The sequence below is a fragment of the Paenibacillus sp. SEL1 genome, from assembly GCF_054602535.1.
In genome coordinates, this window is sequence record NZ_CM137723.1 from 5,077,026 (window position 1) to 5,091,429 (window position 14,404).

Consider the following 14,404-nt stretch of genomic DNA (forward strand, 5'->3'; position numbering starts at 1 on the left):
AGATCTATTTTACAACGTGTTAATCCAAGAATTCGCTGCAATTCCAAAAACAATTTGTATCACGCTGATGATGAAAAAGACAATAAGACAATTTACAACTCTTCGATTGGTGGTTTGATGCATGGATAAAGATGATTTCACGTAAAACATGCTGCCCAAGATATACACCTTTATAACATAAGTTTCAAGTTAAAAAATGGAAAAAAGGTCGCTGATCAGCGACCTTTGAATCTACTTTATTTCGTATGAAGTTAGCTTTTATGTCCAATTTTAGCCTTGTAGGCAAGTGAATATTGGTCAGCCGCTAAAATCGCATCAAGCACATCATCCGCTGTGACAGCAAATGGTAGATTGTGAGCAGTTTCGCCTTCTTTGGTAGCAGCCTGGGCTACCCTGTACAAATCCTCTCGGGAAGCTTCCTGTAGCTTAATGTCTTCGAGCGTGACAGGCAGATCGAGTTTTAGATAAAAGTCAATATACCGCTCCACCTCGGACAAAGGTCTTTTTTCCAAAGCAAGCTGGACTAAGGTGCCAAAAGCTACCTTCTGACCATGTGTCAGGTGATGAATATCCCCTTCCAGAACGGTAAAACCATTGTGAATCGCATGTGCGCCTGCCAAACCGCCGCTTTCAAAGCCCAAACCGCTTAGCAACGTATTGGCTTCGACTACCGCTTCAAGCGCAGGTGTGACGACTTTGCGTTTCACGGATTCATAAGCCTGCAGACCGTAATCGAAAAGAACTTCCTCACACTTGGACGCAATGGCTTCTGCCGCCAAGGTTGGCAAACCACCAGCCATTGTCGTTGCGCGAGCTTCAATGACCGCACGGACCTCAATCCACGTTGCCATGGCATCTGCAATGCCTGAAGAGAGGAACAAGGGCGGCGCTTGAGAAATGACTTTCGTGTCCACCAGGATCAGGCTCGGATTTTTACTGAAAAAGGTATACGTATCAAATGCACCCTCATCGGTGTACAAAACAGATAGTGCACTAGTAGGGGCATCTGTAGAAGCAGTCGTTGGAATAATCACAACTGAGGAACCGAGTAGTTCATTAACGGCTTTGGCCGTATCCAGCGTTTTACCACCACCTACACCAATGACAATATCGACCTGGGCGCTTCGTCCCTGATCCGCAATACGGTTGACTTCATTTTTCGATGCTTCCCCTTGAAACTCAATTTTAACCGCCGTAATATCAGCCTGTTCCAGACTTTTTACTACGCGGTCGGCTGCAATCTCCCAAACCAGCTTGTCCGCAATAACCAAGGCAGTATGACCTAATGGCTTAACATACTCACCTGTTTTATCAATCACATTTTTTCCTTGCACATATTTACCTGGACTAATAAATACTTTTTCGCTCATCATTTAACTCTCCCTTCCAAGTTTGTACAATTTCTATTATACGGTTGAAAGGGCACACATCTCAATTTCGAAACCAAGATCTTCAATCATTTGATGATCAAATGTGACCTCTTGGCCTTCTGTCGTTAAATAATCTCCTACAAAAATTGAATTCGCTGCATACAGGCATAGCGGTTGTAACGAGCGTAAATTCAACTCTCGTCCACCTGCAACGCGTATTTCTTTGGATGGACAGATGAAGCGGAACAGTGCCAGCACCTTCAAAGCTTGGATAGGTGATATTCGCTTTGCTCCTTCCAACGGGGTTCCAGGGACTGGATTCAAAAAGTTAACCGGAATAGAGTCAGCATCTAACTTCCGTAAGGCATAAGCCATTTGTACGATTTCCTCATTCGTTTCCCCCATCCCGATAATAACGCCAGAGCATGGAGACATTCCGTGAGATTGAGCCATTTTCACAGTTTCGACGCGTTGATCGTATGTATGTGTGGTTGTAATCGAAGGATAGTTGGCCTTACTTGTATTTAAATTATGATTGTATCGATGTACCCCAGCCTCTGCCAACCGCCGTGCCTGATCTCCCTTGAGAATCCCTAAGCAGGCGCAAATTTTGAGCGGCATCGTGCGATTAATTTCTTGTACTGCCTCAATCACCTGATCCAGCTCTCGATCTGTTGGACCTTTGCCGGAAGCTACGATGCAATACGTCCCTGCTCTCCGCGCTACTGCTTCCCTAGCTCCAGCCAACAGTGATTCCTTGTCCAGCATACTGTACTTGCTCACAGGCGCCGTGGATACGATAGATTGTGAGCAATAACCGCAATCCTCCGGGCACAGGCCACTTTTGGCATTGATGATCATGTTGAGCTTTACTTTTTTTTCATAAAAGTGATGTCGCACCTGAAATGCAGCTTGCATAATCGGTAATAATTCCTCATCGTCGGCTTCCAGTACCTTCATACCTTCTTCCAGCGATATACGGCTGCCTTGGATCGCTTTTTCAGCCAACAAGCCCCAATCTATAACCTCGTTTAGTAAATTCATACTTCTTGCCTCCCAAAATTAATGATCATGTAAATGGATAAGATTTTCAACGTAGAGGAAGTTCCTTTTTTATTGTCAACCCAATCGATTATGTTTAGGTTGACAATAACACGAACATCATATCAATTCATGTCCTTTCTGTAAAGGAGGCAAATTAAAAAGCGACCCCACATCGTTCAAGGTCGCTCTCAAGATTTATTCCGTATTCCGTTACGAGACTCCTGCTTCTTCCACGATAATAGGCTGTTTTATCAGCCGAATACGTGAAATTCGCTTGTTTTCAACTTCTTCTACCGTGAACATACATCCCTCAAATAATACAGACTGGCCAGGCTGTGGAGGAATAACCTCGACATGTGAGTATAGCCAGCCCCCTACCGTATCATAATCCTCATGATCCAGATCCAGTCCAAAGCGATCGTTCACTTCATCAATTAATAACATGCCGTCAATGGAAAATTCCTCGTCATTAATCTGCTCACAACTCGGACGTTCCTGATCGAACTCATCCTGAATTTCACCAACGATTTCTTCCATAATATCTTCTAGTGTTACCATACCCGATGTCCCGCCATATTCATCAATCAAAATGGCGATTTGCGTCTTGCTGCGCTGCATGCGTTTGAGCAGATCACTAATTTGCGTAGATTCAGGGACAGCAAGAATCGGTCGAATCATCGTACGGGTATCCAGTGTGTTCGCCCGTAGAAGGTCCTTAATATGGATAAAGCCGATAATATGGTCCTTATCTTCGGCGCAGATTGGATAACGGGTTCTCATGCTTTCCGTCGCAATCGCGAGATTTTCTTCTGTGGACTCATTACTGTATAAGCAGATCATCTCAGTTCGCGGAATCATGATTTCCCTGGCGGTCGTGTCGGTAAAATCAAATATATTATCAACAAGCGCCAATTCCGTATTATCAATTAGTCCGCTCTTATTGCTTTCTTTCATCAGAATGCGTATTTCATCTCCGGTATGCGCGGAATCGTCGTTTTCAGATACCGGCTCCAGACGGAATAAACGCAGCAGGCTGTTCGCCATTCCATTTAACGCCCATATGAATGGATACATCAACTTGTAAAACCAAGTCATCAGCATGGCTGAATACAGCGTAATGGTCTCAGATTTACGAATAGCTATCGTTTTGGGCGCCAATTCACCCAACACAATATGCAGAATCGTAATAACAATAAATGCAATAACCACGGCAGTACCGTGCACGTATACCGCTCCTAATCCAGCGGCTGTAAATACAGGTTCGATCAAATGTGCGATGGCCGGCTCTCCGATCCATCCTAGTCCCAACGATGCTAGTGTAATACCCAACTGGCAGGCAGACAAATAAGCATCCAAGTTGTGTAACATATTGGCGGCGTACACGGCCTTTTTATTGCCCGCTTCCACCAATGTTTCAATACGGCTGCCTCTGACCTTCACCATGGCAAATTCCGCAGATACAAAAAAACCATTCAATAGTACTAATGCAAAAACAATAAATAAGTTAAACATACTCGGTAAAGGGTCACTCAATATGCTCCCCATCAGCCGTCATTACGGCAGACAGGCGCACCTCCTTCGGATAGTTTCATCATAGACAGAACGATAACACATCATAAGCAGCGTCAACTTCCCAACACATTCACTCCCTCCGGCTTCTAAAGCCATATTCCGCATAAATGATTAGATCATTCATCAGCTTATATTTAATTATATAACTATACTCTATACAGTCAAACCACAAGCAATGTCAGAAAAAACAGCTCCCCTATCATTTAGGTCATAAAGCTCTCGTTTTCGCCGCTTACTACTAAGAAAGCTACTATATTTGAGAAAGATTATAAACAAAATACATCCCCTGCCGTCTGGCAGAGGATGTAGACTCATATATATGAAGGCATCAGCGAACCGGGGATGCACCCGGATTCCCGATGACGCCGGGATATTGGTACAACAATGGCTCATCAAACGTTGCATAGTCCAGGTTTAGCATCAGTAGAATGGTCCGTTTGCCTGTCGCCGGATCACTAATAATAATGTGATCCCGACCTGCTGCTTCCAGAATGCCTTTGAATATTTTCGCATTCCATTCCCGGTTATTTTCATAGGTCATATAAAAGGTTCCCGTTTTGCCTAAGTTCAAGCGTAAAATATTTTCGATGTATGATTGCTCGTATTGCGGAGTCTGAACCTGCACTACAGTACCCGTTGGTGTCATAGGGCTGCCACTACTTACTTGAGGTGGAAAGCCAGTCATAGGCTGCGGCTGCATGGTTCCCATTGGAGCCATCCCTCTTGGCCATTCGGGATATCCGTTGCCGGAAGCATAAGATACGGGACGGTAAGCTTGCTGTGAAATCATGTAAATTCCTCCTAAAATGGTTTTAATTTAATTCTTCAAGCCATTCTGTAAAGTGTCTAATATACATTAGGACAATCCTGTACAGACGGGCTAAAAAAGCAGTGGGCTTTAAAACGTCCGGTATTGGTCTGGTCATACCAAGTGCCCGGACAGTTTCCTGCTGGTCTGAAAAACCATAATGCATTGGATGCCGGATGTAGCTTTTCTCCATTGATTACACGCTGGGCAAGTCGAATGTCCCGATCACGGGCTTTCTGATAAAAATACCCCTTCTGAGTGGCTTCAAAACCTCCGGGGCTTTGAAACACCATGTCATTCATGAGACGTATCCCCCGGAAATCTAGGCAATTGGATAAAATTCGGTTCACACCGACATTGCCAACCATGAGCATACCCATCTCGCCTTCACCTTCAGCCTCAGCCCGCATCAGCCGGGCGAGGGTCCTTACATCTCCTGAGTTGGTCTTGATTACAGCCACCGCGTCCCCTCCTCGCTTCTCCATCACATACCCTATCGTATGGTACAAATGCCCAATGGGTGACAGTCCAGAAAAATAAAAAATAGCCCCAAGACTGGGACTACTCATTCAGGCTTTTATTATGGCTCATAAATCATTTTACGCGTCATGCCACCATCTACTACCAGATTCGTGCCTGTTACAAAATCATTGCCGGGTTGTGTCAAATACAGACAAGCCCGTGCGATGTCCTTAGGGGTTCCTACTCGCCCAGACGGATGCTGTTGATGGTCTTCTGCACGCAGTTGCTCATAATCCCCGGTTTCAATCCACCCTGGACTGATGCAATTGACCTGAATCCGGTCCTTTCCTAGCGATATGGCCATCGCGTGTGTAAGGGCCACAATCGCTCCTTTGGATGCCGCGTAGGCTTCTGTATCCGGCTCTGACATGAAAGCTCGTGTAGAGGTCATATTGACCACGGAGCCACCTTCTGCGTTTCGTTTCATCACCTTAGCCGCTTCCCTAGTGGCAATAAAACAGCTGCGTACGTTTGTATTCAGAATGTCATCCCATTCTGCTATCGTTAACTCATAAGGAGATTTCCATTTGGACACGCCAGCGTTGTTAATTAGCGTATGAATCGTACCGTATTCTTCTTCCGTGGCACGGATTAGCGCTACAATATCCTCTTCCTTCCGCACATCACAAGGAATAAAAATGGCCTGATAGCCCTCGTTCCGGGCCGCTGCAGCGGCTGCGGCACCCTCCTCCTCATTGTAGTCGGCAAATACAACATGGGCACCCTGAGCAGCGTAGGCAAAAGCGACCTCTCTCCCGATGCCGTGCGCCGCTCCTGTTACAATAACAACTTGTCCCTCAAATGACACAAATCATTCCTCCTCTGAACTACACTGTTCTAGTATATATGTACCAAAATGTGCTGTACAAGAAACATCTACAGCCCTCTACCCTGGCATCTCGCAGAAGGCTGTAATGAATCCAAAAAATAGCTAGACTGAATTCTACATTTTAACCTGTTCCAAGCTATAGCGATTAAGACGCTGAAACCCGATATACCTTGTACCCTGAAAAGTAAGCCGTCCCTCATCCCCTTCAGCGCATTGACCATATTCTTCCCCAGATACCTTAAACTCCATCCGGTCGCCACTTTCCACCTCGAAGGTTACGTAATAGAAAGTATAGGTACGAGTCCCTTGTTCCTCCTGCCGCCTCTGTTGGAGATGTGTCCTTCTGGCTGTAATTCGGGAACCGACCGTCAATACAGGCTGCCTTTTATTCCGACTCCATTCCATGACTTCCCTGCCTGCAGACAACACGACAATACCCAACACGACAACGAAAAATACGGGCAGTACCGTGCCCAGCCAATCGAACATCCATAATGACTCAAAACCCATGCACCGCACTCCTCTCCGCCAGGCATTTCACAGGGAAACTACCGGGCATCCTGACCTGACCTAAGCTTTCTATAACAGTATATGTATGTTCTTGCCCAAATTTGATAGCAACCCTTAAGAACGCCAAGAGCCCCCACGGAATTATCCGGGAGGGCTCAAGATATGGCGATATCAGAATGATGCATCGATTTACACATGTACAAGCTGGAGATAACGTTGTGTTTCATCCAGAACTTCATGATTTTCGTCTTCAGCGTAACGCTCTGCACACTGCTTGCAGTCCTCTTCAGTCGTGCAACCATAGGCATCCTGGCAAGTATAACAAAATTGAAGGTAGTATTGGGTTAACATATGATCCTGATTCGCTCTCATGATTATCACTCCTATCGTTGTTTACAGGTTTAGTATAACAGCGGCTTATTTGTTAGTTTGTGATTTTTTTCACATATAGTCGTATAAAATTTAAATTTTTTAAAAATAAAACGCCCTGGGAAAAATACCCCAGGGCAATCACCTTTATAGCGATTATAAAATTCTCCAGTTCGCACCGCCGTCCGTCGTTTTCAGCAGCAGTGACTTTTTGTCATCAAGGCGTTCCAAAAGAAGCCAACCCACCGAAGAAGAAGCGAAACGGAGCTTAACCGATCGTGGGTAGTCTTTTAGCTTCAAAGGTAGCACTTTGTTGCCTGTGAGACTTGTCCACGTCTTCCCCCCATCCATTGTACGGCTCATTCCAGTCTCGGTTATGATCCACCCTTCCTTTTCATTTAGAAACGTACGGCCAGGGATAATAGAATTAATGTTGCTACTCAGACCCAAAGGCACACCGTTCCATTGTGTCCCTGTATCGTTTGTAAACAGTCCGTTATATTTTATGGCCTTATCCCCATAGCAAAGAACCGGAATCCAGTACGAGGCACTGCTCCCTTTCAGAGACTGCTGGGCTTCTGCTTTGGCCTGAGGGCAGCCCTGTATTCTGTTAGCTACCGGAGTCCAGGTTTTCCCTTGATTCAAAGTCTTGTACAACTTAACACTGTTATCCAGATTGATCGCTACAAACCCCTGATTGTTGGAAGAAAAGCTCATCCCCGCCAGGCTGCCTCGATCGGGTAAACCTGAGCCTGATTTGTTGGATGTCATACCCGAACTTTGCGCAACTTTATTCCATGTGGCTCCCCCGTCAGTGGTGTGATACAACAGTTTTTGTTGATCCTGCTCATTCAGATTTACATATGCCATGATCCAGCCAGTAGTTGGATTTACATATTGAATCGAGCTCACATGGTCCCCGCTTGGAAGCGCTGAAACATCCCAGCTCTGTCCTCCATCTGCTGTTCTCAGAATGACGGTTGCTGTTTTGTCCAAATTTTGACGGACAACCCAACCGTGACGAGAATCAGTGAAACTGATGTCCTTTCCATATTCAAGCTTGTCTTGAAATTGGACGTTTTCGGAGGGGGAAATATTATTCCATGTCTTTCCGCCATCATGAGTATCATAAAGCCGGAGCTCATTATGGGTAACCCCCCAAACTAACCCTTTATTGTTATCAATTAAATGAAAATCCGCTATTCGCGTCTGTACTACATATTTGGCGTTGGGATCGCCCACCTTTGGAGTCACTGGTGGATTAATTGTAATTGTCTGACCCTGGTCATCAGGTTCCTCAATCGGAGGTTTAGTTAACGTATCTGGGGCTTCAGCAGAACAGGCAGTCAGTAGAATGCCCGTCAGCAGCAGTACTCCCCCCAAGAGCGCACGCCAGCGCAGTTTCATATAAAATCCTCCCTCGATGGCATGCTGTAATCACGTGCCAAAAGCTTATCTGAAACAGAATTATACCATAAACGACTCTATGTGACACTTTTCGCGTAATGTCAAAAAAAACCGGACCTTCCACAAAAGTGCAGGATGCCGGCTCTTTTTATACTAGAATTTATTAAGATTTACGGTTTAACAAACTTTTGTGGTATCCATAGAAGAAATAGATCAACAATCCAAGCAGGAGCCACACAATGAATCCAATCCAAGTGCTAATATGAAGCTGAAGCATCAGACCGATGCAAACCAAAGCACTTAAAAGTGGGAGCAACGGAACCCACGGCACGGTAAAGCCTCTTTTCAAATCAGGGCGTTTCTTGCGCAGAACGATAACTCCTACCGATACCACAGCAAAAGCGAATAGGGTTCCAATACTCGTCAGATTGGTCAGTGCATGTAACGGGAACAATCCACTAGCCAATGCGATAATGCTGCCCACCAGCCAAGTGCTTCGAATTGGCGTTTGAGTTTTAGCATTTATTTTAGATAAAAAAACGGGTAAAAGGCCATCACGTGACATGGAGAAAATTAACCGCGTTTGACCATACAAGAGCACCAATAAAACGGTCGTCATCCCCGCAATCGCACCGACTGAAATCAATCCGGCTACGAAATCCTGATGAATAAAGCGGAGAGCAAACGCAACAGGATCACTTACCCCCAACTGCGTATAAGGTACCATTCCCGTTAGCACAACTGAAACCGCAATATACAGTACTGTGCAGATCGCTAGAGAAGAGATAATACCGATGGGCATATTCCGTTGCGGATTGCGAACCTCTTCGGCTGCAGTTGAGATGGCATCGAAACCCAGATAAGCAAAAAATACGATTGCCGCAGCACTCAAAACACCAGAAAATCCATAAGGCAAAAATGGTGTCCAGTTGTCAGGCTTAACATAAAAGATACCGATCCCAATAAATAGCAATACAACTCCGACTTTAACACAAACCATTATTAAATTGAATCGGACCGTCTCCTTGGCTCCGAGACTCAGTAACAATGTGATGAGCATAATGATGCACACGGCTGGTAGATCAATAATGGTCCCCTTGGTCGAATCGAAGGCTGCGGTTAAAGCCAGCGGTAAATGCACATCAAATCCAGCCAGCAAGCCTTGAAAGTAAGCAGACCATCCACTACTCACAGAGGCGGCCGCCACTCCATATTCCAGAATTAGGTCCCACCCCAGTACCCAGGCCAAAATTTCTCCAAATACAATATAACTATACGCATAAGCGCTCCCAGCTGCGGGAACTGTAGATGAAAGCTCCGCATAGCACAAGGCTGCTAGTACGCAGGCAATACCTGCAATAACAAAGGAGAGCATCAATCCAGGACCTGCATTTTCTGCTGCTGCCTTGCCAGTAATAACAAAAATCCCGGTACCGATAATACATCCTACACCTAGCATGGTGAGATCAAAGGCACCCATTGTTCTCTTTAAGCGACCTGTAGATCCGCTTTCCTCATGCGGGAGCAGTCCTGTTTTTTTTCGAAATAAGTCCATATGCCGAATCCTCTTTCCATAATTTCATGCGTCAATATCGGTGCTGCAACGCTTTAGTGCGTGTTCTTATCATTCGATTAATTATTAGCGAGCTCGCCTTTGAAGTCAAGGAAAAATGTCATATTTCTTTGCGGTGGGTTAGTATATAGGGTACACTGAGTTGGAAAGATAAATTTTTAAGTAATATCCCAAAATGAAAAGGTATACAACCCGAGAAGGAGATGAGGATTTTATGAGCTTAAAACCTTACAAACGAAGTAGAGTGGCCATTGTCGGCATGGGAGCGGTTGGCACAACAACCGGCTATACCCTACTTCTGCGCCAACGCATGTCAGAACTTGTCTTTATTGATGTCAACGTCAAAAAGGCGAAGGGGGAAATGCTCGATATGAATCATGGGCTTCCCTTTCTCGGTGGTGTCAAAGTGTGGGCAGGTGATTATGAAGACTGCCGTGATGCAGATATCATTATTGTTACAGCGGGCGCTTCACAAAAGCCGGGAGAAACGCGCATTGATTTACTGAAGCGTAATGCCGAAATTTTTGAAAGTATTATTGATAATATCGTCAAGGTCAATACACATGGCATTTTGCTGATCGCAACCAATCCAGTGGACATTCTCTCCTACATCTCTTGGAAACGCAGTGGTTGGCCTTCAAGCAGAGTCATTGGATCAGGAACGTTGCTGGACAGCGCACGCTTCCGCTATCTGATCGGGAAGCAAAAGGGCATCGATCCACGAAGCATCCACGCCCATATTATTGGAGAACATGGTGACTCTGAGTTACCTGTATGGAGCACAGCCAACGTAGCTGGAACTCCGCTGGAACTGGGTGAAGAAACGAAAAATGAAATTTTTGAAAATACCAAGAATGCTGCCTATGAAATTATAGATGCTAAAGGCGCAACTTCTTATGCTATAGGGCTGGCTCTCGACCGAATCGTAGCCGCCATTCTCGGGGACGAGGGGTCGGTACTTAATGTGTCCACCTTGCTGGAAGATTATAACGGAGTATCTAACGTATATTTAGGTGTTCCAAGTATCGTAGATCACAATGGGGTACGTGAAATTTTGGATCTTCCGCTCAATGACGAGGAACGTGCCAGGTTGCTTCAATCTGCGGACAAGCTGAAAGATCAAATTAGCAAAGTTCATATGTAGATCGGGAACATAAAAGCTAAACAAAACTGGCCTCCACAGCGGTAATATCCGTTGAGAGGCCAGTTTTTTAGTCATTATAATGTAAAAGTTCAATTGGTCGTCTTGCTTTGCATTCGAATTACCAAGGTGGCGTATCGCCATCCTCATTTTCATGCTGGCGTTTCTCTTTTAGCCGCTCAGCCACCATTTCAAACGATTCAGGTTGGAGCAGCTCAATCGGTGAAAATCCCTTTTCAAACGTAAATGCATCGCCTTCAATAATAAGTGCATATCTATCATGAAGTTTCGTGATGTGCAGCTTGGCGCCAAAGTCGGACAGTAGCCCACGCACAGCCGTATCATCTAGTTTAAAACGAACTTCAATTTCTGGTTTCAGCTCGACAATATGCTGTGCAGCCTCTACGACCTGAAGGGGTTCCCATTTCCCTTGCAAATCCCGTTTTTCGCTAGCCGCCCACAATTCCAGATCACGCTCTTCCTGCTGTCTTTCCTCATTAGATGCATCCGGCCATTTGGTTTCTACATAGTTCTGAACGAAGCCCATGACATGCTCATTGACAATTTCGGGCATGGATTGCTCATAGGTCACGAATTTCAAAAAATCTTCAAAATACCGGGCATGCGAAGACTGGTGAATTTTAAGCTCCCACTCATCGTTCATCCCCTCCTCAAGCATGTAAGGATACATGATGGATTTCATATTACGGGCAGAAATAGCCATTTCGACCTCACTCACCAGACTGCTTTCAGTAATTCTGGCAATTTTAGGTTCAAAATCACATTTAAGCACAAAAATAAACGGATCATCCGAGTGTGTATTCAAGGTAGCCTGTACAATGATCAGCGCTCCGCCGCGTACTGCGCTCGTATCCAGATACATCCGCACCAGATCGTCACAAGCATTTTTAAAATCTTCCTTATCCTCTGCTGCCCGCAGTCGGGCGAACATATTGAAATTCGGATTACTGCTCAATTCATGCTCCGGTTCGACGATAAAGCGGCCGATTTTGGTCGGTGCCTGCTCTGTGCTGGGATTTTTTTCAACCTTCCGCTTGCTAATACGAGTAAATTCCCCGTCCAGAAATTTTTTAACATCGCTTTCGTCATAATCGTAGTCGTCCATTGTAGCGTAATGCTTATAGGACTTACCACCCTGTCCTTCTTTTCCATCTACCTGAATTACAAAAAAAGATAAAAAATCCACTTGAAAGTTCATTTATGTTCCATTCGCTCCTTTTCAGGCATGTACGCGTAATTATATCACTATGATTTTAAAAGGTACATCGGATTCAGAGGCCTATTATTAGATAAGCAATTTAGTTAACATAATATATATTATGTTAATACTTTTTTTGATTGGATATTATTACCAACTCACAAGTTTAAAGTGAGTACTTGTATCACTATTCTAATTCACGTCCTTAAGGATCATTGGCCTCTTTATTTCCATGCTCTACTTTCTTCTTGGTTGCAAAAAAACATTTGACTAAAAAGTAGTTAATTTATTATATTATCTATTATTATATAGACAAAAATAAATTTTGTTTATATAAAATGATATTCCAAGGGGCTCGCGCTTTGAAAACAGGAAAGGAGAGTTTGTTGTTGTTTAAAAATCCATATATAAGGACCATTATCGCCTCCAATGCGCTGCTAAATTTGGGCATTTGGGTGCGCAACTTTGCCATACTGTTGTATGTAACAGATTTGACTCATAATGATCCCGTCTACGTATCGCTCATTTCGGTTGCTGAATTCATGCCTATTTTTCTGTTCGCTATCATTGGAGGAACATTTGCGGACCGTTGGCGGCCCAAACGGACTATGATTAGTTGCGATTTGCTATCCGCGGCCTCTATTTTTATTGTCTTGTTGGCATTATGGTACGGGTCATGGCAGGTGCTTTTGCTGTCTACTTTCTTTTCGGCCATTCTATCTCAATTTTCTCAGCCGTCTGCAATGAAGATATTTAAGCAGCATGTAGCACCAGACCAGCTTCAGGGAGTGATGGCCCTTTTTCAATCTCTCATGGCATTATTTATGGTTATCGGTCCTGTTATCGGTACATTTATTTATCAACACTTTGGAATTTTCATTTCAATGTCTATAACCGGAATATTGTTTCTCATTTCGGCACTTGTCTTGACTCGTATTCCCCAAGATGAACAAGCACTTGAGATAGATGATCAACCCACTCATTTCATTCAAGAGCTTAAAGAAGGAATACGTTATGTATGGAATAACCGCACACTTCGCACGCTTGGGGGAACATTTACCGTAATTGGGCTGGCGGTTGGACTTATTCAACCATTAATGATTTTTGTCGCCATCGAGAACCTTGGACAAAACAAGGAATTCCTGCAATGGCCATTAATGGCGAACGGAGCGGCTATGCTGGTGGGAGGCGGCCTGATTATGGGGGTTGCCAAAAAAGTACAGCCGCAATTGCTGCTGGTAGCCGGACTCTTGGTCAGCACACTGACAACCTGTGGTGTCGGATGGTCGCACAATATTGGGTTGACTATGGCACTACAAGTTTTCAGCGGCCTATTTTATCCTTGCATTCATATCGGTATCAACACGATGATGATGAAAAATGCCGAAGCTGCTTTTATCGGCCGCGTCGGTGGTGCCCTCTCTCCCCTGTTCTCCGGGATGATGGTCGTCGGTATGAGTATCGGCGGAACACTCAAACACGAATCCTCCCTGAACACTGTATATACCGTGAGCGCCAGTTTGTTTTTGGTCGGAGCGATGCTGTTGTTACCATTGCTTCGTGACAGGCAGCCTGTACAAGCTTTCATAGCCGATGATTCTGAATAACAGCACAAGAAACCGCCCCTGGAGATATGATATAGCATCCTCCGGGGCGGTTTCTTAATGTTTGTATCATGATTTCATACGGATTATGACTCTCTTTCTTCATGCTCTTGATTACAATTATAATGATCATCATTCTCATTTAAAAGACATTGATATTTTTTTAACATAATATATATTATGTTAACCTAATGATCCCTATTGTATCGAATTAAAGAAGTCGGCCTTGACTTCAACGCCTGTCCAATCGTATAGTATGGTTATATCTTCAATTAAGGGAGAGATTTTGATGTCGGTGAACGTTCTTAACTAAGCAATTGCATATTCAGGGAGTAACACCAGGCGCTTGCACCCTTCGGGGACAGGTTTGTTTCTTGCTGTGTTGTTATCCTGATATTAGTTAAGAACATGCGGATATCATAAATCGCCTTCGGGA

General features: G+C 44.5%; 13 protein-coding genes. 2 read left to right on the forward strand and 11 right to left on the reverse strand.

Annotated features, from left to right (window positions below; all coding sequences use genetic code 11):
• Positions 1-251: 251 nt before the first annotated feature.
• The 10 genes from ACYCSE_RS23170 to ACYCSE_RS23215 form a co-directional block, all read right to left on the reverse strand.
• Positions 252-1,370 carry a glycerol dehydrogenase gene (locus tag ACYCSE_RS23170; RefSeq protein ID WP_061828286.1) on the reverse strand — a complete coding sequence of 373 codons (1,119 nt, stop codon included), beginning with the start codon at positions 1,368-1,370 and terminating at the stop codon, positions 252-254.
• A 36-nt stretch (positions 1,371-1,406) separates the two neighbouring features.
• Positions 1,407-2,414: a biotin synthase BioB gene (bioB, locus tag ACYCSE_RS23175; RefSeq protein ID WP_459700140.1), complete on the reverse strand. Its 1,008-nt coding sequence runs from the start codon at positions 2,412-2,414 to the stop codon at positions 1,407-1,409.
• A 210-nt stretch (positions 2,415-2,624) separates the two neighbouring features.
• Complete coding sequence (locus ACYCSE_RS23180; protein ID WP_322158124.1) at positions 2,625-3,926, reverse strand: hemolysin family protein; 1,302 nt, start codon at positions 3,924-3,926, stop codon at positions 2,625-2,627.
• Between the two features lie 388 nt (positions 3,927-4,314).
• Positions 4,315-4,776 carry a spore coat protein GerQ gene (gene gerQ / locus ACYCSE_RS23185; RefSeq protein ID WP_235309726.1) on the reverse strand — a complete coding sequence of 154 codons (462 nt, stop codon included), beginning with the start codon at positions 4,774-4,776 and terminating at the stop codon, positions 4,315-4,317.
• A gap of 56 nt (positions 4,777-4,832) precedes the next feature.
• On the reverse strand, positions 4,833-5,255 hold the full coding sequence (locus ACYCSE_RS23190) for a cell wall hydrolase (RefSeq protein WP_459700142.1): 423 nt from the start codon (positions 5,253-5,255) through the stop codon (positions 4,833-4,835).
• 119 nt (positions 5,256-5,374) lie between these two features.
• Complete coding sequence (locus ACYCSE_RS23195; RefSeq protein ID WP_459700144.1) at positions 5,375-6,124, reverse strand: SDR family NAD(P)-dependent oxidoreductase; 750 nt, start codon at positions 6,122-6,124, stop codon at positions 5,375-5,377.
• 135 nt (positions 6,125-6,259) lie between these two features.
• Complete coding sequence (locus tag ACYCSE_RS23200) at positions 6,260-6,655, reverse strand: DUF2500 domain-containing protein (protein ID WP_013371386.1); 396 nt, start codon at positions 6,653-6,655, stop codon at positions 6,260-6,262.
• A gap of 189 nt (positions 6,656-6,844) precedes the next feature.
• The gene (locus tag ACYCSE_RS23205) at positions 6,845-7,027 is read right to left on the reverse strand and encodes a hypothetical protein (RefSeq protein WP_061828281.1); all 183 of its coding nucleotides are present in this window, start codon (positions 7,025-7,027) and stop codon (positions 6,845-6,847) included.
• Positions 7,028-7,180: 153 nt separating this feature from the next.
• The gene (locus ACYCSE_RS23210) at positions 7,181-8,431 is read right to left on the reverse strand and encodes a WD40/YVTN/BNR-like repeat-containing protein (protein ID WP_209942436.1); all 1,251 of its coding nucleotides are present in this window, start codon (positions 8,429-8,431) and stop codon (positions 7,181-7,183) included.
• Positions 8,432-8,594: 163 nt separating this feature from the next.
• The gene (locus ACYCSE_RS23215; RefSeq protein WP_076295092.1) at positions 8,595-9,986 is read right to left on the reverse strand and encodes an amino acid permease; all 1,392 of its coding nucleotides are present in this window, start codon (positions 9,984-9,986) and stop codon (positions 8,595-8,597) included.
• Between the two features lie 232 nt (positions 9,987-10,218).
• Between ACYCSE_RS23215 and ACYCSE_RS23220 the strand changes: the two genes are divergently transcribed.
• Positions 10,219-11,148 (forward strand): L-lactate dehydrogenase, encoded by a 930-nt coding sequence (locus ACYCSE_RS23220; protein ID WP_459700146.1) that lies wholly within the window; start codon positions 10,219-10,221, stop codon positions 11,146-11,148.
• A 118-nt stretch (positions 11,149-11,266) separates the two neighbouring features.
• Here the strand turns inward: ACYCSE_RS23220 and ACYCSE_RS23225 are convergent, their stop codons facing one another.
• Entirely contained in the window at positions 11,267-12,364 is a 1,098-nt protein-coding gene (locus tag ACYCSE_RS23225) for a DUF3900 domain-containing protein (protein ID WP_459700148.1), read from the reverse strand.
• A 389-nt stretch (positions 12,365-12,753) separates the two neighbouring features.
• On the opposite strand from ACYCSE_RS23225, the gene ACYCSE_RS23230 reads away from it, so the two are divergent.
• Positions 12,754-13,971: an MFS transporter gene (locus ACYCSE_RS23230; protein ID WP_459702563.1), complete on the forward strand. Its 1,218-nt coding sequence runs from the start codon at positions 12,754-12,756 to the stop codon at positions 13,969-13,971.
• The last annotated feature ends 433 nt before the right edge of the window (positions 13,972-14,404 follow it).

What these genes read in the sequence shown, in the direction of transcription:
- ACYCSE_RS23170 (WP_061828286.1), bottom strand. Translation starts at nt 1,370, where the DNA reads ATGAGCGAAAAAGTATTTATTAGTCCAGGTAAATATGTGCAAGGAAAA.
- bioB (WP_459700140.1), bottom strand. Translation starts at nt 2,414, where the DNA reads ATGAATTTACTAAACGAGGTTATAGATTGGGGCTTGTTGGCTGAAAAA.
- ACYCSE_RS23180 (WP_322158124.1), bottom strand. Translation starts at nt 3,926, where the DNA reads ATGTTTAACTTATTTATTGTTTTTGCATTAGTACTATTGAATGGTTTT.
- gerQ (WP_235309726.1), bottom strand. Translation starts at nt 4,776, where the DNA reads ATGATTTCACAGCAAGCTTACCGTCCCGTATCTTATGCTTCCGGCAAC.
- ACYCSE_RS23200 (WP_013371386.1), bottom strand. Translation starts at nt 6,655, where the DNA reads ATGGGTTTTGAGTCATTATGGATGTTCGATTGGCTGGGCACGGTACTG.
- ACYCSE_RS23205 (WP_061828281.1), bottom strand. Translation starts at nt 7,027, where the DNA reads ATGAGAGCGAATCAGGATCATATGTTAACCCAATACTACCTTCAATTT.
- ACYCSE_RS23210 (WP_209942436.1), bottom strand. Translation starts at nt 8,431, where the DNA reads ATGAAACTGCGCTGGCGTGCGCTCTTGGGGGGAGTACTGCTGCTGACG.
- ACYCSE_RS23215 (WP_076295092.1), bottom strand. Translation starts at nt 9,986, where the DNA reads ATGGACTTATTTCGAAAAAAAACAGGACTGCTCCCGCATGAGGAAAGC.
- ACYCSE_RS23220 (WP_459700146.1), top strand. Translation starts at nt 10,219, where the DNA reads ATGAGCTTAAAACCTTACAAACGAAGTAGAGTGGCCATTGTCGGCATG.
- ACYCSE_RS23225 (WP_459700148.1), bottom strand. Translation starts at nt 12,364, where the DNA reads ATGAACTTTCAAGTGGATTTTTTATCTTTTTTTGTAATTCAGGTAGAT.